We start from the raw sequence: 21,157 nt of genomic DNA on the forward strand, positions 1-21,157 counted from the left end.
CGCAGCACGGAGGTTTTCGAGTGACCGCGGTAGGCGTCTTCGACAGCGGGGTCGGTGGCCTCAGCGTGCTGGCCGCGCTGAGAGCCGAACTGCCTTACGAAAACTTCGTGTACTTCGCCGATACGGCCTTTGCGCCGTACGGCGAGCGCGGAGACGCCTATGTGATCGAGCGCTCGCGCGCGGTGGTCGAGCATCTGCTGCGCGAGCATGGCATCAAGGCGCTGGTGGTCGCCTGCAACACGGCCACGACCGCCGCCATTCACCTGCTGCGTGCCGAGCACCCTGATCTTCCGATCGTGGGGCTGGAACCGGGCCTCAAGCCCGCCGTGGCGGCGAGCCGCACGGGGCGCGTCTCGGTGATGGCCACGCGCGGTACCCTGGCCAGCGCCAAGTACGCGGCCTTGCGCGCATCTTTCGCCGGGTCGGCCGACGTGCGCCCCGTGCCATGCGACGGGCTCGTGAAGGCCATCGAAGGCTTCGACGCCGCAGGCATCGCGGCCTTGTGCGAGCGCTACATGAACGAGGCCGGGCCTTTCGGCGACAGCGCCGATGCCGTCGACACCGTGGTGCTGGGCTGCACCCACTACCCGCTCGTGAAAGACGAATTGAGACGGCACGCACCAGCGACGCTGCGCTTCATCGACACCGGCGTGCCGGTCGCGCAGCAAACGCGGCGCCTGCTCGCTTCGGCCGGCCAACTCGCAGATGGCGGCATCGGCGGCCTGCGGCTGCAAAGCAGCGGCAACGTCGCAGTGCTCGAAGCGGCGGCCGCCCGTTGGCTCGGGCTTTCCACGGCCACCGAAGCCTGACCTCGATGCGCCTGCTGCGCCACGCCGCCCTTCTCTTCTGCCTCTCGGCCGCCGGGCTGAGCCACGCGGCCTGCGAAAGCGGACTGGCCGAGCGCATGCATGCCAAGCTGCATCCCAACCGGCCGCTCGATGAACGGCTCGCGGCCTGCAAGGTCTGGCCTGCCTTTCCGGGGCGCAGCATCGTCGTGCTGCCGATGCCGCGCGAAACCAGCGACAGGGGTGCCAAGGTCTTCGACCTGGAAGTGCTATTGATCCAGCGCCCCGACAACGGCAACACCGAGCGCGACACCATCATCGCCCGGCTCGTCCAGCCCGAAGCGCTCGACGAGGACGCCACCACCTCGATCCAGGACATCCGCATCGACACCTCGCGCTACGTGCTGTCGCCCGAGGCCCGCGCCTTCGGCCTGCGCGTGCGCTACCGCGGCAGCAACGCGCCCGGCAGCCCGCTGGCCAGCGAGACTGTGCGGCTCTACGTACACCACGGCAAGCAGTTGCGTCAGGTATTGCAGGAGATCGAGCTGGACCACGACCACGGCGGATGGGACTCCACCTGCACCGGTCACTTCGAGAAGCTGCGCACCATGCTTTCTGTCGGCAAGGGCAGCAGCAACGGCTTTGCCGACCTGCAGCTGTCCCGCACGCTGCTGCAGAGCCGCGCGCAGGAGCAGGAAGACCAGGGCTGCGTCGAAAAGGCGCTGCCCGCGAAGTTCGACACCGTCACGCTGCGCTACGACGGCGAACGCTTCAAGGTGCCGAAGTCGCTGCGCCAGCAGGTGCCCTGAAGACTTTCAGGCCGGACCGCGGAGCGCGGCGGCGCGGCCCCGCTCCATATGGATCGGCAGCAACAACAGCAGCCCCGCCACGAACAGCACCGCCGTCGAGAGAATCGCGATGCGCTGGTTGCCGCCCGTCATCCAGGTGATGGCGCCGAAGCTCAGCGGACCGATGATGCTGGCAAGCCGGGTCGCGAAGGTCCAGAGCCCGAAGAACTCCGCGAGCTGCTGCGGCGGCGCCAGATAGCCGGTCATGGCGCGACCGGCCGACTGGCTCGATCCCATGGCCAGCCCCGCAATGGCAGCCGCCCACCAGAAGCCGCCCTTGGTCGTCACCAGCGCGGCGATCACGCAGACCGCGATCCACGCGGCCAGCGTGGCGGCCAGTGAAATCTTGTGGCCGATGCGGTCCTGGATGTAGCCGAAGCCGAAGGCGCCCAGCGCCGCCGCGATGTTGAGCACGAAGATCAGCACCATGGTCTCGCTCGCGACGAAGCCGATCACCTGCTCCGCATAGATCGCAGCAAGCGTGATGGCGACCGCCACGCCGCCCTGGTAGCAGACCGTGCAGGCCAGCAGCCACATGAAGTCGCGGTAGGCCCGCGCCTGCCGGAACGTGGCACGCAATTGCCGCCAGGCACCGAGTTCGACATCCACCGTTCGGGGCTGCGCGCGCTCGGGCAGCAGCACGAAGGTGGCGCAGGCGGCCGCGCCGTAGATGGCCGCCGTGATCAGCATCGTGACCGGCACGAAGTGCGCCGCCGGCAAGCCCTTCGATTGCGACCACAGCACATAGGCCAGGCAGATGCCCAGGGCCAGCATGCCGCCGACATAGCCGAAGGCCCAGCCCCACCCGCTCACCTTGCCCATGCCCTCGGCAGTGGCGAGTTCAGGCAGGAAGGCGCCCGTGAGGGACTCGCCATAGGAATAGAAGGCGTTGGAGACGATGACCAGCGCCATCGCCAGTGCGACGCCGGAAGTGCCCGAAAAGCCGGGCGTGATTGCGAGCGCCGCCGTTGCAAGGACGCAGCCGACGGTCGCGAAGACGAGTACCCGCTTCTTGGCCGCACGGAGGTCGGCCCAGGCGCCGATGGCGGGCATCGTGAGCATCACGATCGCGTAGGAAGTGCTGAGTGCGGCTGTCCAGGCGAAGGCGGCCCACGGCGCGCCCTTGGCGACACCGCCCACGAAGTAGGCGGCGAACACTGCCGTGATGACGACCGTGGTGTAGCCCGAATTGGCGAAGTCGTACATCGCCCAGCCGAACACCTCGCGCTTGCGCACGCCTGGGCGCAGCGCGGAGGCGGGAAACAGGGCCATGAGGCCTTGTCTATGAAGTGCGGATCAATGCAGGTGGCGCGGACGGCGGCCGCCGCCGTGGCCACCGCCGCTGCCGGGACCGCCCGTGCCGCGCGGACGCTTGCCGATTTCGAGCGAGTTCACGAGCGCGTCGAAACGGTCGCTGAAGAGGCGGTCGATCTCGGAGACCACGCCACCCAGTTCGGCACCATCGAAATGGCGCTCCATGAGGTTCACGACGTCTTCCACCAGCAGATCGCGCTGCACCTGCATGATCGCGGCTGGGTTCGGGCCGACGAACAGCATCAGGAAGTCGTCGCGCGACTCTTCCTCGGGATCGCCTTCTTCCTCGTCGAAGTCGGTGTCGTAGAAGGTGACCTCGATGGCCGCACCGCGCTCGGAGAGCTCGTTCAGGCCCATGCACATCTCGTCGAGGGCCTGGCGGAAGTCCTCATCGCCGGGCACGGTCCAGCACATCTGCAGCGTGTGGTCCTTCTGCTCGAAGCGGATGCCGGGTTCTTCTTCGTAGGTGCTGGTGGCACCGTCGGCCAGCGATTTGGCGCCAGCGTACTTCCAGAGCGGCTTGAGCGCCTCCTGGATCTGGTCGAAGGTCACGTCCGAACGCAGCGGCACATCGCCGTGCACATGGATCTCAAATGGAGCGTTGTAGCGAGGCATCGAATGCTCCCTTGTAAGTGTGGTACCCGGAACGGGGGTCGAACCCGTATGCCCCGATTAAGGAAGCGGCGGATTTTAAGTCCGATGTGTCTACCAATTTCACCATCCGGGCGTCAGGTTGAACATCGACGATAACCCAAACAAAACAAGCCCCGGCAACGTGGGTTGGCGGAGCTTGGTCGTCGGGGTCGATTCGAGTTGAACGAGAAGGTGGAGGCGCGACCCGGAGTCGAACCGGGCTAGACGGATTTGCAATCCGTTGCATAACCGCTTTGCTATCGCGCCACGCAGAAATACGAAATCGAACTAGCGAAAAAAAGGGAAGCTGCTGCTTCCCTTTTTCAAAACTGGAGCGGGAAAAGAGTCTCGAACTCTCGACCTCAACCTTGGCAAGGTTGCGCTCTACCAACTGAGCTATTCCCGCGTTTCGAGCCTCGAATTATATATCAGTTTTTCGAGGCTTCACAAGTTTTGCGATCAACCGGTCAGTGCTTGACCGAACCTTCCGCGGCCGGTGCTGCCGCGCGCTGCTTGGCCAGTTCGGCCACGGCAGCAGCAGATGCAGCCACCTCTTCGTCGGACAGCGGCTCGGGCATCTTCTCGAGCGCGATCTCCAGGACCTTGTCGATCCACTTCACGGGCACGATCTCGAGGCCGTTCTTCACGTTCTCGGGGATGTCCTGCAGGTCCTTGGCGTTCTCCTCGGGGATCAGCACGGTCTTGATGCCACCGCGCAGTGCCGCCAGCAGCTTTTCCTTCAGGCCGCCGATGGCGGTGACCTCGCCGCGCAGCGTGATCTCGCCGGTCATCGCGACGTCGCCGCGCACGGGGATGCCCGTGAGCGCCGACACGAAGGCCGTCGTCATCGCCGCGCCCGCGCTCGGGCCGTCCTTCGGCGTCGCGCCATCGGGCACGTGGATGTGGATGTCGCGCTTCTCGAACACCTCGTCCTTGATGCCCAGGCGGCGCGATCGGCTGCGCACCACGGTGCGTGCAGCCTCGACCGATTCCTTCATCACGTCGCCCAGCGAACCGGTACGGCTGATCACGCCCTTGCCGGGCATGGTCACGGCTTCGATCGTCAGCAGGTCGCCGCCGACTTCGGTCCACGCAAGGCCGACCACCTGGCCGACCTGGTTCTGCTTCTCCGCGAGGCCGAAGCTGTACTTGCGCACGCCGAGAAACTCGTTGAGGTTCTTGCCGTCGACCGTGACCTTCGGCGTGAGTTGCTTCAGCAGCAGGCCCTTCACCACCTTGCGGCAGATCTTGGACAGTTCGCGCTCGAGCGAACGCACACCCGCTTCACGCGTGTAGTAGCGCACGATGTCGCGCACGGCCTCTTCGGTGACGAGGAGCTCGTCGTCCTTCACGCCGTTGTTCTTCATCTGCTTGGGCAGCAGGTACTTGATCGCGATGTTGGTCTTCTCGTCCTCGGTGTAGCCCGAGAGGCGAATGACTTCCATGCGGTCCAGCAACGCCGGCGGAATGTTCATCGAGTTCGAGGTGGCGACGAACATCACGTCGCTCAGGTCGAAGTCGACTTCCACATAGTGGTCGCCGAAGGTGTGGTTCTGCTCGGGGTCGAGCACTTCGAGCAACGCGCTCGACGGGTCACCGCGGAAGTCGGTGCCCAGCTTGTCGATTTCATCGAGCAGGAACAGCGGATTGCGGGTGCCGATCTTGCTCAGGCCCTGCAGCACCTTGCCCGGCAGCGCGCCGATGTAGGTGCGGCGGTGGCCGCGGATCTCGGCTTCGTCGCGCATGCCGCCCAGCGCCATGCGGGTGTACTTGCGGCCGGTCGCCTTGGCGATCGACTGCCCGAGCGAGGTCTTGCCGACACCCGGTGGGCCCACGAGGCACAGGATGGGCGCCTTCACCTTGTCGACGCGTTGCTGCACCGCGAGATATTCCAGGATGCGGTCCTTGACCTTCTCGAGCCCGTAGTGGTCGGCATTGAGCACCGCCTCGGCATTGGCGAGGTCATGCTTGATCTTGGTCTTCTTGCTCCACGGCAGGCCGATGAGCACGTCGATGTAGTTGCGCACCACGGTGGCCTCGGCCGACATGGGCGACATGAGCTTGAGTTTCTTGAGCTCGCCCTCGGCCTTCTTCAGGCCTTCCTTGGACATCTTGGCGAGCTTGATCTTCTTCTCGATCTCCTCGATGTCCGCGCCCTCTTCGCCTTCGCCGAGCTCCTTCTGGATGGCCTTGACCTGCTCATTGAGGTAGAAGTCGCGCTGGTTCTTCTCCATCTGGCGCTTGACGCGGCCGCGGATCTTCTTGTCGACGTTGAGAATGTCGACCTCGCGCTCGAGCTGGCCGAACAGGTTTTCCAGGCGCGCCTTGACGTCGTCCAGGTCGAGCACGGCCTGCTTGTTGTCCAGCTTGAGCGGCAGGTGGGCGGCGATGGTGTCGGCCAGGCGGCCGGCGTCGTCGATGCTCGAGATCGAGGTCAAGATCTCGGGCGGGATCTTCTTGTTCAGCTTGACGTACTGGTCGAACTGCTGCATCACCGCGCGGCGCAGCGCCTCGACCTCGGTGCCCTTCTCGCCGCCTTCGAGCGCCTCGACAGGCGTCACGTTGGCAGAGAAGTGCGTCTCGCCGTCATCGATGCGGTTCACGCGTGCGCGCTGCTGGCCTTCGACCAGAACCTTTACCGTGCCGTCGGGTAGCTTGAGCATCTGCAGGATGGTCGAGACGCAACCGACTTCGAACATGTCCTCGACCGAGGGCTCGTCCTTGGCGGCGGCCTTCTGGGCCACCAGCATGATGCGACGCTCGGCCTCCATGGCCAGTTCGAGCGCCTTGATGCTCTTGGGGCGACCCACGAAGAGCGGAATCACCATGTGGGGGAACACAACGACGTCGCGCAGCGGCAGCAGCGGCAGGTCGAGGGCTTCGGGAGGCAAGGGAGTGTGGCCAGACATGCAGTTCCTTCGCGTCTTTGGCTTTAGGCCTTTTTCGCCGCTTCGCGGTACACGAGCAGCGGGGGCTTGTTTTCGTCGATGGTCGATTCCTCGACCACCACCTTGTCGACATTGGTCGCGTTCGGCAATTCGAACATGGTGTCGATCAGCGACTGTTCAAGGATCGAGCGCAGGCCGCGTGCGCCGGTCTTGCGGGCCAGCGCCTTGCGTGCGATCGCCTTGAGCGCCGCCGGACGGATCTCCAGGTCCACGCCTTCCATCTGCAGCAGCTTGGTGAACTGCTTCACCACGGCATTCTTGGGCTCGGTCAGGATCTGGACCAGCGCATCCTCGCTGAGTTCCGCGAGCGAGGCGACCACGGGCATCCGACCCACGAGTTCGGGAATCAGGCCGAACTTGATCAGGTCTTCAGGCTCGACTTCGCGGAACACCTCGGTGATGCTGCGCTGCGCCTTGCTCTTGACTGCGGCGCCGAAGCCGATACCCGAGGCCTCGGTGCGGTTTTCGATGACCTTCTCCAGGCCCGCGAACGCACCGCCGCAGATGAACAGGATGTTGGTCGTGTCGATCTGCAAAAAGTCTTGGTTGGGGTGCTTGCGCCCGCCCTGCGGCGGCACGCTGGCCATGGTGCCTTCGATGAGCTTCAGCAGCGCCTGCTGCACACCCTCGCCCGACACGTCGCGCGTGATCGAGGGGTTGTCGGACTTGCGCGAGATCTTGTCGATTTCGTCGATGTAGACGATGCCGCGCTGGGCGCGCTCGACCTCGTAGTTGCAGCTCTGCAGCAGCTTCTGGATGATGTTCTCGACGTCCTCGCCCACGTAGCCGGCTTCGGTCAGCGTGGTGGCGTCGGCCATCACGAACGGCACGTCGAGCATGCGCGCGAGCGTCTGCGCCAGCAGCGTCTTGCCCGAGCCCGTGGGGCCGATCAGCAGGATGTTGCTCTTGCTGAGTTCGACGTCGTCGCCCTTGGCCTTTTCCTTGTGGCGCAGGCGCTTGTAGTGGTTGTAGACGGCCACCGACAGCATGCGCTTGGCCGGCTCCTGGCCGATCACGTAGTTGTCGAGGTTGGTCTTGATCTCGAGCGGTGTCGGCAGGTCGCTGCGTGCTTCACGCGCCTCCTCGCCTGCGGGGAGCTCGTCGCGGATGATCTCGTTGCAAAGGTCGATGCACTCGTCGCAGATGAAGACCGAAGGGCCCGCGATCAGCTTCTTGACCTCGTGCTGGCTCTTGCCGCAGAACGAGCAATAAAGCGTTTTTTCGCTGGAGGAGCCTTTTTTATCGGCCATGGACTTTTGCCTCGTTACAGGGTAGGGACAATGATAACTAAACAAAAACGGCGTTTCCCGTGTGGAAAACGCCGTTTTTTGCCTTTTGCGCCACAGGGCGCCGGGCAGTTTCAACCGCGCTTGGCAACGACCTGGTCGACCAGACCGTATTCCTTGGCCTCGTCGGCCGTCAGGAAATAGTCGCGTTCGGTGTCGGTCTTGACTTTTTCCAGCGGCTGGCCGGTGCGTTCGGCCAGGATGCGGTTCATCTGGTCCTTGGTGCGCAGGATGTCGCGCGCATGGATCTCGATGTCGGTCGCCTGGCCGCGTGCGCCGCCAAGCACCTGGTGGATCATGATCTTCGAGTTGGGCAGCGAGAAGCGCTTGCCCTTTTCGCCAGCCGCCAGCAGGAAGGCGCCCATGCTGGCCGCGAAGCCGAGGCACATGGTCGACACGTCGGGCTTGATGAACTGCATGGTGTCGTAGATCGCCATGCCGGCGCTCACGCTGCCGCCCGGGGAGTTGATGTAGAACGAGATGTCCTTGTCCGGGTTCTCGCTTTCGAGGAACAGCAGCTGCGCCACGACGAGGTTGGCCGTCTGGTCGTTGACCTCGCCCACCAGGAAAATGATGCGCTCCTTGAGGAGGCGCGAATAGATGTCGTAGGACCGCTCGCCGCGGCCCGATTGCTCGATGACCATCGGGACCATGCCGAGGCCTTGGATTTCCTGTGCGCTCATGAATTTGCTCTCCGAGAAATGGAATCGTTCGCTGTTTCTGAACTGTACGCCTGAGTGAAATGGGGCTCGTGCCGCAAAGCACAAGCCCCATTGGCATAGCGGGCGGCGACGGAAATCAGCCCTGCTGCTGCGCCATCAGTTCGTCGAACGACACCGACTTTTCGTTGACCTTGGCCTTGCCCAGGACGAAATCGGTCACGTTGTTCTCGATAACCACGGCTTCGACTTCGGCCAGGCGGTTGTTGTCGCTGAAGTACCAGCGCACCACGTCGGCCGGCTTTTCGTAGCTGGCGGCCAGCTCGTCGATGTGGGCCTTGATCTGCTCGGGCTTGGCCTGCAGGTTGTTGGCACGCACCAGTTCGGCCACCACCAGGCCCAGGCGCACGCGGCGCTCGGCTTGCGGTCGGAACACTTCGTCGGGGATCGGGGCCTTGTCGGCGTCCTTGATGCCGCGCTGCTTCAGTTCGGCGCGGGCGCCTTCGACCATGCGGCTGACTTCCGACTGCACGCTGGCGTTCGGCAGGTCGAGTTCGGCGTTGGCCACCAAGGCGTCCATCACGGCGTTCTTGTTGCGTGCCAGCAGACGGAACTTCACTTCGCGCTCGAGGTTGCGCTTGATGTCGGCGCGCAGGCCTTCGACGGTGGCTTCAGCGATGCCGAGCGACTTGGCGAGCTGTTCGTTGACTTCGGGCAGGTGCGAGGCTTCGATCTTCTTCAGCGTGACCATGAAGTCGGCCTGCTTGCCGGCCACGTCCTTGCCGTGGTAATCGGCTGGGAACGACAGCGGGAAGGTGCGGCTGTCGCCGGACTTCATGCCGCGCACGGCGTCTTCGAATTCCTTGAGCATCTGGCCTTCGCCGACCACGAACTGGAAGTCTTCGGCCTTGCCGCCCTGGAAGGGCTCGCCGTCGATCTTGCCTTCGAAGTCGACGGTCACGCGGTCGTCGTCCTGTGCGACGGCGTCTTGCGCGCGCTGGGCGAAGGTGCGGCGCTGCTTGCGCAGGATGTCGAGCGTCTTGTCGATGGCTTCGTCGCCCACTTCGGCCGAGAGCTTCTCGACTTCGGCGCCGGTCAGGTCGTTGATCTTGACTTCAGGGAACACTTCGAACACCGCGTCGAAGGCCAGCTCGCCTTCGGGCGACTCTTCCTTCTCGGTGATGCGGGGCTGGCCGGCCACGCGCAGCTTGGCTTCGTTGGCGGCTTGCGAGAAGGCCTCGCCGACCTTGTCGTTCATGACTTCGTAGTGCACCGAGTAGCCATAGCGCTGGGCCACGACGTTCATCGGCACCTTGCCGGGACGGAAGCCGTCCATCTTGACGGTGCGCGCGAGCTTCTTGAGGCGCGAATCGACTTCGTTCTGGATGGTGCCGACCGGCAGGGTCAGCGTGATCTTGCGTTCGAGCTTCTCGAGAGTTTCAACGGTCACGGTCATGATGTCTTCCTGGTAAGGGGGCCGGTGCGCGGGGCCTGCATCTTTTTTATCAATACAGATCAAGGACTTACACGCGCTGGCGGGATTTATGCGGAGGCACGCGGGTGCCGCCTGCAAAACTGGGCAACCCGAGATTCTAATCCGCCGGGAAAGCGGGTTTTCACGAGGTCCTGGCGCGGCGCGAGCGATGGTCAGGCTTGACCAATATTCCAGTCGTAGAGTCGGTTCCGATTCGTCCCCTCTCCACAGGAACGCACAGGAAAAACCATGCTTCAGCGACTGTTCACCGCCCTCGCCTTCACCCTTGTGGTGGCATTCGGCATGCCCTCGTTGGCACAGGCCAAGTCCGATTCGCCCGCCCCGGCCGAGCCCACCATCCAGCAGATCTACGAGGCCGCGAACGGCGGCAGGATGGCCGAGGCCGACACCATGATCGCAAAGGTGCTGAAGGACCACCCCAAAAGCGCCAAGGCCCATTTCGTCCAGGCCGAACTGCTCGCGGCGCAAGGCAAGCTCGACGGCGCGCGAAGCGCGCTGGCCCAGGCGAAGGCGCTCGCGCCCGACCTGTCTTTCGCCAAGCCCGAGGCCGTCGAGCGGCTGACGAACAAGCTCGACAAGCCCGCCGCCGCACCGACCCGGACCGAACCCGCGCGCATGAGCACACCAGCCCCGGCCGCGCCGCAGACCGAAGCCAGGAGCGGCTCGACGCCATGGCTGCCGATCGCGCTCGTGGGCTTGCTGGTCGTGGGTTACCTCGCCTTCCGTCGCCGGGTGGCGCCGCCCGTGGCCCAAGCCCCGTCGTACGGCCCTGCGGCGGGCGCACCAGGCGCTGGATACGGAAGCTACGCGCCGGGCGGCAACTGGACGCCCGCGGCCCCTCCCGCAGCGGCTCCCGGCATGGGCCTGGGCTCGGCGCTGGCCACCGGTGCGGCGGTGGGCGTGGGCGCGGTGGTGGCCCAGGAGGCCGTGCGCCACTGGATGAACAACCGATCGGACAACGCCGACCGGAACGACACATCTCACGTCGTCGACAGCGGCAACGCCGAGATGGGCCGCAGCCTCTGGCCTTCATCCTCGCCCTCCTCCGACCAGGCGCCCGAACGCATCGTCGACAACGACTTCGGCATCACCGATACCGGTTCGTGGGACGACGGGGGCAGCAGCGGCGACGACAACAGCGACTGGTGAAGGCACGCAAAAAAGAAAAAGCCCCGGTCTCTTTCGAAACCGGGGCTTCGTCAATGCCCGATGGAACGGGCGACTCGGCAGGCTGGTGCGCGGGGCCGGACTCGAACCGGCACGTTCTTGCGAACGTCAGGACCTAAACCTGGTGCGTCTACCAATTTCGCCACCCGCGCAATGCCAATCTTTCAGGTGAATGCAAAAGCGGACGGCCCCTTTGCGCCGTGGAACCCCACGGGCCAAAGACCATCCGCTTGAAATCGGTCAGCTTTCGATTTTAAACGCTAATCGGCGCCTCTTTCGGCTCGCGCTTCACACGAAATGCCGCGGCATACATCGCGGGCAAGGCCAGCAGCGTCAGCACCGTCGCGACGATCAGGCCGCCCATGATGGCCACGGCCATCGGGCCCCAGAACACGCTGCGCGACAGCGGGATCATGGCCAGCACCGCCGCCGCGGCCGTCAGCACGATCGGCCGCAGCCGCCGCACCGCCGACTCCACGATCGCGTCCCAAGCCGGCACGCCCGCCGCGCGGTCAAGCTCGATCTGGTCGATCAGGATCACCGCGTTGCGCTGGATCATGCCCATCAGCGCGATCACGCCCAGCAGCGCCACGAAGCCGAAGGGCCGGTTCAGCACCAGCAGCGCACCGGCTACGCCGGCGATGCCCATGGGGCCGGTGACGAACACCAGCAGCGAGCGGCTGAAGCTGTGCAGCTGCAGCATCAGCAGGGTGAACACCAGGAACAGCATGATCGGCACGCCCGCCACGATCGAGGCCGAGCCCTTGCTGCTCTCCTCCACGGCGCCCGCCACCTCGATGCGGTAGCCGCCCTGCCCGGCCTCGACCCAGCCGGCCTCGAGCTGGCGCAGTTTCGGCAGCAGTTGCGCCGTCACGGTCGCGCCCTGCAGCCCCTCGATCACGTCGCCCTGCACGGTGATGGCGTAGTCGCGGTTCTCGCGCCACATCACGCCCGGCTCCCAGGTGAATACCGGCTTGGCGATCTGCGTGAGCGGAATCGAGCGGCCCGAGGTGGTCGGGATGTAGGCGTTGCCAATGTCCGAGATGGCCTCGCGTTCGTCAGGCGACTGGCGCAGCACGATGTCGATCAGTTGGTCGTTCTCGCGGTACTGGCCCACGGTCGTGCCGCTGAACATGGTCTTCGAGGCCTGCGCAATGGCCTGGCTCGTCACGCCGAGCGCGCGCGCCTTGGCCTGGTCGACCTCGAGGCGGATCACCTTGACCGATTCGTTCCAGTTGTCGTTCACGCCGCGCATGTTGGCGTTCTCGCGCAGCACGGCCTTCACCTCGTCGGCATGGCCGCGCAGCTGCGCCGGGTCGGTGCCGATCACGCGAAACTGCACCGGGTACGGCACCGGCGGCCCGTTGGGCAGCAGCTTGACGCGCCCGCGCACCTCCGGAAATTCCTGCGCCAGCACCTGCGGCAGCTTCAGGCGCAGCGTCTCTCGCACCTTCAGGTCCTTGGCCAGCACGATCAACTGTGACACGTTGGTCTGCGGAAACACCTGGTCCAACGGCAGATAGAAACGCGGCACGCCCGAGCCGATCCAGGTGCTGACCGTCTTCACGCCAGCTTCCTGCATGAAACGCTTCTCGACGCGCTTGGCCACCTCTTCGTTGGCCGCGAACGAGGTGCCCTCGGGGAACCAGATATCGACCAGGATCTCGGGCCGGCTCGAATCCGGAAAGAACTGCTGCTGCACCTTGCCCATGCCGAAGATGCCGAGCGCGAAGATCAGCACCGTGGCACCGATGGTCATCCAGCGGTGTTGCACGCACCAGTTCACCGCGCGGCGAAAGGCGTTGTAGAAGGCCGTGTCGAACAGCTCGTGCGGCGGCGCCTCGGGGTCGTGCGGCTTCACCTTCAGCAAAAGCGTGCCGAGGTAGGGCACGAAGTACACCGAGACGATCCACGACAGCACCAGCGCGATCACCGTTACCGCGAAGATCGCGAAGGTGTACTCGCCCGTCACCGACTTGGCGATGCCGATCGGCAGGAAGCCCGCGGCGGTGATGAGCGTGCCCGTGAGCATCGGCTTGGCTGTCACGTCGTAGGCGAAGGTGGCGGCCCGGACCTTGTCGTAGCCCTCTTCCATCTTGCGCACCATCATCTCGACCGCAATGATCGCGTCGTCCACCAGCAGGCCCAGCGCGATGATCAGCGAGCCCAGCGATATCTTGTGCAGCCCGATGCCGAAGTAGTTCATGGCCAGGAAGGTCACGGCCAGCACCAGCGGAATGGTGATCGCCACCACCAGCCCCGGTCGCATGTCGATGTACCAGCCGAAGCGCCCGCCCTTGTGCAGGCCCAGCGAGATGATGCTCACGGCCAGCACGATGGCCACGGCCTCGATCAGCACGCCGACGAACTCGTTGACCGAGCTGGCCACCGACACCGGCTGGTCCTGCACCTGCGCCAGCTTCACGCCGGCCGGCAGGCGCTGGCCGATGGTGGCGGTGGTGGCCTTCAGCGCCTTGCCCAGCGCGATGATGTCGCCGCCCTTGGCCATCGACACGCCGAGCGCGATCACTTCCTTGCCTTGGTGGTGCACCTTGACCGCCGGCGGATCGATGTAGCCGCGATGGATGTCGGCGATGTCGCCGAGCTTGATCTGGCTGCCCGAGCTGCCGCGGATGGGCATCTCGCGCAGCTGGTCGACGCTGGTGAACTGGCCGGCCACGCGCACCTGCACCACGTCGAGCGGCGATTGGATCGAGCCCGCGCTCTCGATCGCGTTCTGCGAGCCGAGCTGCGCCAGCACCGCGTTGAAATCGAGCCCCAGCTGCGCCAGGCGCTTCTGCGAGATCTCGATGTAGACCTTCTCGTCCTGCACGCCGAACTGGTCGACCTTGGCCACGTCCTTCACGCGCAGCAGCTGCTGGCGCGTGTCGTCGGCCAGCGTCTTGAGCTCGGCGTAGCTGAAGCCTTCGCTCTCCAGCGCGTAGATCACGCCGTAGACATCGCCGAAGTCGTCATTGAAGAACGGGCCCTGCACGCCGGCTGGCAAGGTGGAGCGCATGTCGCCGATCTTCTTGCGCACCGTGTACCAGACGTTGGCCACCTCGGTGGACTTCGACGAGTCCTTGATGTTGAAGATGATCTGCGACTCGCCGGGCTTCGAGTAGCTGCGGATCTTGTCGGCGTACGGCGCTTCCTGCAGCGTGCGCTCGAGCTTGTCGGTGACCTGCTCGGCCACCTGCTGCGCCGTCGCGCCGGGCCAGTAGGTGCGCACCACCATCGCACGGAAGGTGAACGGCGGGTCTTCGTCCTGACCGAGCTGGAAGTACGCGAACGCACCCAGCACCATCAGCACCACCATCAGGTAGCGCGTGAGGGGCGCGTGGTCCAGCGCCCATTTGGAGAGATTGAAGCCGGCGGGCTTTTCAGCGGGGGGAGTTGCTGCGCCGCCGCTCATTTGGCGGCACCCGCTGCGATCTCCTTGTTCGTCGCAGCGACAGCCGCCACGGGCTGCGCCGAGTCCTTCGCATCGGCATTGGCTGCGGCGGCCGCCGCCTCCTTGGACTGGTAGATGGTGACCTTCTGCCCCGGCGACAGCACGTGCACGCCCGCGGCCACGACCATCATGCCCGGGGCGATGCCACCCGCAATCACCGCCTCGTTGCCGTCGGCCGTGGCGACCTGCACGGGCTGCGAACGCACCGTCATGGTCGGCTTGTCGAGCACCCACACTGCCGAGCCCTTACCCTCCTGGCGCAGCGCGCTGGTCGGCAGCTTCATCACCGTGGCGGCGCCGTGCGCGAGCGCCTGCGGACGCGCATAGACCGTAGCGCCGAGCGGCGGCGAGGCGGCCGCATCGATGGCGACCTTGACCGAGTAGGTGCGCGTGACCGCGTCGGCACTGGCCGCCACTTCGCGCACCTGGCCTTGAAGTTCGTTGCCGCCGGACCAGCCGCGCACCGTGACGGGCGAACCGGCCTTGATCAGCGTCGCGCGGTCTTCGGGCACCGCGAACACTACGTCGCGCGCGCCGTCCTGCGCAATGCGCACGACCGGCGTGCCGGCCTGCACCACCTGGCCCGGCTCGGCCTCAATGGCGGTGATGATGCCGGCCACGTCGGCCACCAGCGTCGTGTAGTTGGCCTGGTTGCCTTGCGAGGCGAGCTGCGCCTGCGCCTGTTCGAGCTGGGCCTGCGCGGCCTTCCAGGTGGTTTCGCGGCGCTCGAGCTCGGCGCCGCTGATGAAGTTCTGCTGGCGCAGTTCGGTGTAGCGCTTCAGGTCGGCGGCAGCCAGATCGCGATTGGTCAGCGCGGCGGCCTGCTGGGCGCGCGCGGCCTCAGCGGCGAGCTTGTAGTCCTGCGGGTCGAGCTGGGCCAGCACCTGGCCGGCCTGCACGTGCTGGCCGAGTTCGGCCTGGCGCCTGGTGATCTTGCCCGCCACCCGGAAACCCAGGCGCGATTCGACACGCGCCCGCACCTCGGCCGAGAACTCGGGCTGGGCATCGAATTCGCTCGTGCCCACTGTCACGAACTTGACCGCGCGCACGGGGTCTTCCGCTGCGGGTTTCGGCGAGCAGCCGGCCAGAAAAATGGCGGGAAGCAGCAGCCAGGCGGCACTGCGGACATGGGACGAGAGGACGGCGGAGGCGGTCATGAGACACCCTGAAAAGGACGAACCGGATCATTAATGACCCACTGGTTAGTAATTTAGGGTAAACGTGCATCAGTGTCAATGACCCGCCGGTCACTAGGTTCGTTGGCCCATCTCCACAAGGCGGTTGTCGGGCAGTTCGAAATAGTCCGAAGCGCGCCCCGCGTTGCGCTGCAGCCAGCCGAACAGCGCACGCCGGATCGGGTTCAGGCCCGGCAGGTTCTCCTCGCCGACCGAGGCGCGCGAGACGAAGTAGGAGGTCTTCATCGAATCGATCGCCAGCGTCTTCTGGTAGGCCAGGATGCGGATGAACTCGGGCACGTCGGGCTGCTCCATGAAACCGTGGCGCGCCGTGACCATCCAGATGCCTTCCATCAGTTGCTCGGCCTCGATGCGGATGCGCGCGTCGACGCGCGGCGTGTCGCAGGGCAGCACGCGCAGCACGATCACCTGCTCGTGCAGCACCTGGTTGTGCTTGAGGTTGTGCAGCAGGGCATGCGGCACCGCCGTGGCGTCGGGGTTCAGGAACACCGCCGTTCCGCTCACCCGGTGCGGCATGTGCAGCGCCAGCGACTCGACGAAAGGCCGCAGCGGCAGGCTCTCGACCGCGGCCGCCTCCAGCCCCAGGCGCCGACCCTTGGCCCAGGTAGTGAACAGCACCATCACCACCGCCGCCACCGCCAGCGTGAGCCACCCACCCTCGGCGACCTTCAGGCTGTTGGCGACCACGAAGGTCAGGTCGACCACCGCGAAGGCCGCCACGCCGACCACCACCGCCACCTTGTTCCAGCGCCACAGGCCCCAGGCCACGATGCCGGCCAGCAGCGTCGTCGTCACCATCGTGATCGACACCGCGATGCCGTAGGCCGCCGACAGCGCACCCGAACTGCGGAAGCCCAGCACCAGCAGCAGCACGCCCACCATCAGCAGCCAGTTCACGGCTGGCACGTAGATCTGCCCGATGGCCGCGCCCGAGGTCTGGATCACCCGCATGCGCGGCAGGTAGCCCATGCGCATTGCGTGCGCCGTGAGCGAGAAGGCGCCAGAAATCACCGCCTGCGAGGCAATCACCGTGGCCATCGCGGCCAGCACCACCATCGGCAGCACGCCCCACGAAGGAAAGAGCCGGAAGAACGGGTTGTCGATGGCGGCCGGGTTGGCCAGCACCAGCGCGCCCTGCCCGAAGTAGTTCAGCACCAGCCCCGGCAGCGCGATGAAGAGCCATGCCAGTCGTATCGGCTGTGCACCGAAGTGCCCCATGTCCGCATACAGCGCCTCGCCGCCCGTGAACGCCAGGAACACCGCGCCCAGCACCGCCAGCGACTGCGCCCGGTGCTCGACGAGAAAGCCCACGGCCCGCCGCGGATCGAGCGCCGCGAGTACCTGCGGCTGCTGCACCACTTGCCAGATGCCGGCGGCCGCCAGCACCAGGAACCACAGCAGCATGATTGGCCCGAACACCTTGCCGACCACGCCCGTGCCTTTCTTCTGCACCGCGAACAGCGCGATCAGGATCACCATCGTGATCGGAATCACCGCGCGCTGCAGCACCGGCGCCTGCACTTCCAGCCCTTCTACCGCCGAGAGCACCGAGATGGCCGGCGTGATCAGGCTGTCGCCGTAGAACATGGCCGCGCCCACCAGGCCCAGCATGCCGATCACGTTCCACACCCAGGGCTTGGTCTTCGGTCCGGCCACCGCGCTGCGTGCCAGCGCCTGCAGCGCCAGGATGCCGCCCTCGCCGTCGTGGTCGGCACGCAGCACGAACACCACGTACTTCAGCGTCACCACGAACATCAGCCCCCAGAAGATCAGCGAGAGCAGCCCCAGCACCGAATCGGGCGAGAACGGGATGCCGTGCTCGGGGTTCATCGTTTCCTTGAACGCATACAGCGGCGAGGTGCCGATGTCGCCGAACACGACGCCCAGGGCCGCGACCATGAGCACCGGGCCTTTCGGGTGCGCCGCCTCGCCGTACGCTGAAACCTGGGGCCCGGAAGCCGGAGCGGATGCTTTCATGAAGCGGGGAATTCAAAGTGGCGACGCTGCGAGCATAGTGCCGGGGCATGGCGTCGTCGCTGACAATCGTGGCGTGTCCGCCACTCCCCACCTTGCCGCGCCGCCCGCGCACTACGAGAACTTTCCGGTCGCCTCGTGGCTGTGTCCGCCGCACCTGCGCCCACCGATCGCCGCCATCTACCACTTCGCGCGCACCGCCGACGACATCGCCGACGAAGGCAATGCCTCGCCCGGCGAACGCCTGGCCGATCTGAATGCCTACCGCGAGGAACTCGCCGCCGCCGCCCGGGGCGAGGTGCTGCCCGCATCGCGCTGGCCGCAGGTGTTCGGGCCGCTGGCCCACAGCATCGCCCGATACGGCCTGCCCGAAGACCTGCTCGCCGACCTGCTCAGCGCCTTCATGCAGGACATCGAAAAGACACGCGACCGTGGCACGTATGCCGACCGCGCCGAACTGCTCGACTACTGCCGCCGCTCCGCCAACCCGATCGGCCGCCTGCTGCTGCATCTCTACGGCGTGCACGACGCACAGGCCCTCGCGCAGAGCGACGCCATCTGCAGCGCGCTGCAGCTCATCAACTTCTGGCAGGACCCGAGCGTCGACCTGCCGCGCGAGCGCTTCTACTTTCCGCTGGCCGATTGCGCCCGGCGCAGCCTGACACGCGAGAACTTCAAGGTTTTTGCACCGCTCGCGAGTGGCCCGCCTCCGCAGGAGGCCATCAACCTGATAGCGGTCGTGTCGCACTGGGCGCGCGAACTCATGCACCAGGGCGCCCCCCTCGTGCACCGCCTGCCGGGCCGCGCCGGCTGGGAGCTGCGCCTCGTGGTGCAGGGCGGCCTGCGCATCCTCGACAAGATCGAGGACCTGGGCTTCGACACGCTCTCGCAGCGCCCCGCCATCGGCAAATTCGACGCGCCCGTGCTGCTCTGGAAAGCCATGCGGATGCGGAGACAATTGCGGCCCATGAAAGCAGCGCCTCCCCGATGAATCCCGAGCAATACGTGCAAGACAAGGCCGCCGCCTCGGGCAGCAGTTTCTATTACGCCTTCCTGTTCCTTCCCAAGCCGCGCCGCGCCGCGATCACGGCTTTCTATGCGTTCTGCCGCGAAGTCGACGACGTGGTCGACGAGGTCTCCGACCCCGGCGTGGCCGCCACCAAGCTCGCCTGGTGGCGCACCGAGGTCGCCCAGGCCTTCGCGGGCACGCCGCGCCATCCGGTGATGCAGGCGCTGATGCCGCACGCCGCGGCCTACGGCATCGAAGCACGCCAGCTCAACGAAGTGATCGACGGCTGCCAGATGGACCTGGAGCAGACCCGGTATCTCGACTTTCCCGGCCTTGCGCGCTACTGCCACCTGGTGGCCGGCGTGGTCGGCGAAGTCGCGGCGCGCATCTTCGGCCAGACCGATCCGCAGACCACCGCCTACGCCCACAAGCTCGGCCTGGCGCTGCAGCTCACCAACATCCTGCGCGACGTGGGCGAAGACGCGTTGCGCGGTCGCATCTACCTGCCGGTGAACGAGCTGCAGAAGTTCGACGTGAAGGCGCACGAGATCCTCAACCGCGTGCACTCCGATCGCTTCGTCGCGCTGATGAAGTTCCAGTCCGAGCGCGCCCACGCGGCGTACGACGAGGCGCTCGCCCTGCTCCCGCTGGCCGACCGTCGCGCGCAGAAACCCGGCCTGATGATGGCCAGCATCTACCGCACCTTGCTGCGCGAGATCGAACGCGACAACTTCCAGGTGCTGAACCAGCGCGTGAGCCTGACGCCGGTGCGCAAGTTCTGGCTGGCCTGGAAAGTCCAGGCGCTGGGGCGCATTTGAGCTTGAAGAAGACCGCCGTCATCGGCGCGGGATGGGCTGGCCTCGCCTGCGCAGTGGAAGCCACGCGCCTCGGGCACGCCGTCACGCTGTTCGAGGCCGCGCACATGCCGGGCGGCCGCGCGCGGCGCGTCGACAACATGCACGGGCTGGCGCTCGACAACGGCCAGCACATCCTGATCGGCGCGTACACCGCCACGCTGAAGCTCATGCGGGACGTCGGCGTGGACGTCGACAGCGCGCTGCTGCGCATGCCTCTCTCGCTGCGCTTCGCCGACGGTGGCGGGTTGAAGCTGCCGCGGCTGCCCGCGCCGCTCGACCTGCTGGCTGGCATCTTCACGGCGCGCGGCTGGACATGGCGCGACAAGTCTTCGCTGCTGCGCACCGCGATCCGGTGGCGGCTGGCAGGTTTTCGTTGCGCCAGCAGCACCACGGTCGCCGACCTGTGCGCCGGGCTCACGCCGCGCGTGATGCAGGAGCTGATCGAGCCGCTGTGCGTTTCCGCGTTGAACACGCCCGTCGCTCAGTCGAGTGGGGAAGTGTTCCTGCGCGTGCTGAACGACGCCTTGTTCAGCGGCAGCGGCGGCGCCGACCTGCTGCTGCCATGCGCCGACCTGGGCGCCCTGCTGCCCGATGTCGCCATCCAATGGCTCATGAAGCACGGCGCGGCGGTGCGCATCGGCGCCCGTGTGCGTGCCATCGCGCCTGAAGCCGGACAGTGGCGCGTCGACGACGAGATCTTCGACAAGGTCGTGCTGGCTTGCGCACCATGGGATGCTGCTCGGCTGGTCCGCGCATCCGGACTGCCGGCCGACCGCTGGTGCGAAACCACCGAAGCGCTGCGCTTCGAGGCCATCGCCACGGTCTACGTGCGCGGCGCGACGCCGCTCGCCGAACCGATGCTCGCGCTGCGCAGCAACCCGGCCAGCGCACCCGCCCAGTTCGCATTCGACAGGAGCCAGCTCGGGGGACCGCAGGGCGTGCTTGCGATGGTCGTGAGCGCCAACGAAACGCCGCGCGAGGCGCTGGAACTACAGGTGATCGCGCAAGCGCTCGCGCAACTGGGCCAGGCGAACCTCCAGCCCGTGCAGACCGTCGTCGAGAAGCGCGCAACCTTTGCTTGCACCCCGGGGCTGTCGCGGCCGACCATGGACATCGGCCCCGGCCTGCGAGCCTGCGGCGACTACACCGAAGGCCCCTACCCCGCCACGCTGGAGGGCGCGGTGCTCAGCGGGCTGGCTGCGGCGAAGGCATTGAACGCATGACGACCGAACTGCGCTATCTCGATTTCGACTACAGCGAAGACACCGAAGGCCACGGCACCTTCGACGCGATGGCATCGACCACGCCGGACAAAACACCCGAGGTGCAAGCCGAAATCGCGCAGGTGCTCGATTGGGCCGAAGCCACGTTCCCCCATGCGCGCGGCGCCCTCGACGAAGGCGCGACCTGGGACTACGACCTGCAGCAGACGCACGATGAGAACCCGCGCTTCGACACCCTCACCCTCTCGCTGGGCGGCACCGCCGATTTCTGCGCCGCGCTGCGCGCGCAGTTCGCGCTGGGCTGAAAAA

General features: G+C 66.1%; 16 protein-coding genes and 4 tRNA genes. 7 read left to right on the forward strand and 13 right to left on the reverse strand.

Translation table 11 applies throughout. The features are described from left to right. Positions 1–20: 20 nt before the first annotated feature. Together murI and ASC92_RS20045 are read left to right on the forward strand one after the other, a co-directional pair. On the forward strand, positions 21–809 hold the full coding sequence (gene murI / locus ASC92_RS20040; RefSeq protein ID WP_056518937.1) for a glutamate racemase: 789 nt from the start codon (positions 21–23) through the stop codon (positions 807–809). A gap of 5 nt (positions 810–814) precedes the next feature. After that, positions 815–1,594 (forward strand): hypothetical protein, encoded by a 780-nt coding sequence (locus ASC92_RS20045; protein ID WP_056518939.1) that lies wholly within the window; start codon positions 815–817, stop codon positions 1,592–1,594. Between the two features lie 6 nt (positions 1,595–1,600). On the opposite strand, the gene ASC92_RS20050 is transcribed toward ASC92_RS20045, so the two are convergent. From ASC92_RS20050 to tig, 9 genes are all read right to left on the reverse strand, one after another. Next, a complete protein-coding gene (locus ASC92_RS20050; RefSeq protein WP_056518941.1) occupies positions 1,601–2,905 on the reverse strand; it encodes an MFS transporter in 1,305 nt (434 codons plus the stop codon). A gap of 24 nt (positions 2,906–2,929) precedes the next feature. Continuing rightward, entirely contained in the window at positions 2,930–3,562 is a 633-nt protein-coding gene (locus tag ASC92_RS20055) for a DUF6806 family protein (RefSeq protein ID WP_056518943.1), read from the reverse strand. A 20-nt stretch (positions 3,563–3,582) separates the two neighbouring features. Beyond that, positions 3,583–3,674 (reverse strand) — tRNA-Leu (locus ASC92_RS20060). 99 nt (positions 3,675–3,773) lie between these two features. Then, positions 3,774–3,847, reverse strand: a tRNA-Cys gene (locus ASC92_RS20065). Positions 3,848–3,910: 63 nt separating this feature from the next. Next, positions 3,911–3,986 (reverse strand) — tRNA-Gly (locus tag ASC92_RS20070). 61 nt (positions 3,987–4,047) lie between these two features. Beyond that, on the reverse strand, positions 4,048–6,489 hold the full coding sequence (gene lon, locus ASC92_RS20075; RefSeq protein ID WP_056518945.1) for an endopeptidase La: 2,442 nt from the start codon (positions 6,487–6,489) through the stop codon (positions 4,048–4,050). A gap of 23 nt (positions 6,490–6,512) precedes the next feature. Continuing rightward, the gene (gene clpX, locus ASC92_RS20080) at positions 6,513–7,778 is read right to left on the reverse strand and encodes an ATP-dependent Clp protease ATP-binding subunit ClpX (protein WP_007829783.1); all 1,266 of its coding nucleotides are present in this window, start codon (positions 7,776–7,778) and stop codon (positions 6,513–6,515) included. A gap of 110 nt (positions 7,779–7,888) precedes the next feature. Continuing rightward, positions 7,889–8,497: an ATP-dependent Clp endopeptidase proteolytic subunit ClpP gene (gene clpP / locus ASC92_RS20085; protein ID WP_007829785.1), complete on the reverse strand. Its 609-nt coding sequence runs from the start codon at positions 8,495–8,497 to the stop codon at positions 7,889–7,891. Positions 8,498–8,612: 115 nt separating this feature from the next. Continuing rightward, the gene (tig, locus tag ASC92_RS20090; RefSeq protein ID WP_056518947.1) at positions 8,613–9,929 is read right to left on the reverse strand and encodes a trigger factor; all 1,317 of its coding nucleotides are present in this window, start codon (positions 9,927–9,929) and stop codon (positions 8,613–8,615) included. A gap of 267 nt (positions 9,930–10,196) precedes the next feature. On the opposite strand from tig, the gene ASC92_RS20095 reads away from it, so the two are divergent. Beyond that, positions 10,197–11,117: a hypothetical protein gene (locus ASC92_RS20095; protein WP_056518949.1), complete on the forward strand. Its 921-nt coding sequence runs from the start codon at positions 10,197–10,199 to the stop codon at positions 11,115–11,117. A gap of 83 nt (positions 11,118–11,200) precedes the next feature. On the opposite strand, the gene ASC92_RS20100 is transcribed toward ASC92_RS20095, so the two are convergent. The 4 genes from ASC92_RS20100 to ASC92_RS20115 form a co-directional block, all read right to left on the reverse strand. Continuing rightward, positions 11,201–11,287 (reverse strand) — tRNA-Leu (locus ASC92_RS20100). Between the two features lie 101 nt (positions 11,288–11,388). Further along, entirely contained in the window at positions 11,389–14,550 is a 3,162-nt protein-coding gene (locus ASC92_RS20105; RefSeq protein WP_056518952.1) for an efflux RND transporter permease subunit, read from the reverse strand. Continuing rightward, complete coding sequence (locus ASC92_RS20110; protein WP_056518953.1) at positions 14,547–15,746, reverse strand: efflux RND transporter periplasmic adaptor subunit; 1,200 nt, start codon at positions 15,744–15,746, stop codon at positions 14,547–14,549. Before ASC92_RS20110 ends, ASC92_RS20105 begins: the two co-directional genes overlap by 4 nt. Before the next feature lie 93 nt (positions 15,747–15,839). After that, a complete protein-coding gene (locus ASC92_RS20115; protein ID WP_056518955.1) occupies positions 15,840–17,684 on the reverse strand; it encodes a potassium transporter Kup in 1,845 nt (614 codons plus the stop codon). 151 nt (positions 17,685–17,835) lie between these two features. Here ASC92_RS20115 and hpnC point away from each other — a divergent pair, with 151 nt between their 5' ends. The 4 genes from hpnC to ASC92_RS20135 are packed head-to-tail and all read left to right on the forward strand — an operon-like array spanning position 17,836 to position 21,153. Further along, positions 17,836–18,750 (forward strand): squalene synthase HpnC, encoded by a 915-nt coding sequence (hpnC, locus tag ASC92_RS20120; RefSeq protein ID WP_056518957.1) that lies wholly within the window; start codon positions 17,836–17,838, stop codon positions 18,748–18,750. Further along, positions 18,747–19,586, forward strand: coding sequence for a presqualene diphosphate synthase HpnD (hpnD, locus tag ASC92_RS20125; protein WP_056518959.1), 840 nt, complete (start codon positions 18,747–18,749; stop codon positions 19,584–19,586). Before hpnC ends, hpnD begins: the two co-directional genes overlap by 4 nt. After that, complete coding sequence (gene hpnE / locus ASC92_RS20130; protein WP_056518961.1) at positions 19,583–20,848, forward strand: hydroxysqualene dehydroxylase HpnE; 1,266 nt, start codon at positions 19,583–19,585, stop codon at positions 20,846–20,848. Before hpnD ends, hpnE begins: the two co-directional genes overlap by 4 nt. Beyond that, a complete protein-coding gene (locus tag ASC92_RS20135; RefSeq protein WP_056518962.1) occupies positions 20,845–21,153 on the forward strand; it encodes a hypothetical protein in 309 nt (102 codons plus the stop codon). The genes hpnE and ASC92_RS20135 overlap by 4 nt, the downstream gene beginning before the upstream one ends. The last annotated feature ends 4 nt before the right edge of the window (positions 21,154–21,157 follow it).

This window comes from Variovorax sp. Root411 (genome assembly GCF_001425205.1).
Lineage (GTDB): Bacteria > Pseudomonadota > Gammaproteobacteria > Burkholderiales > Burkholderiaceae_C > Variovorax.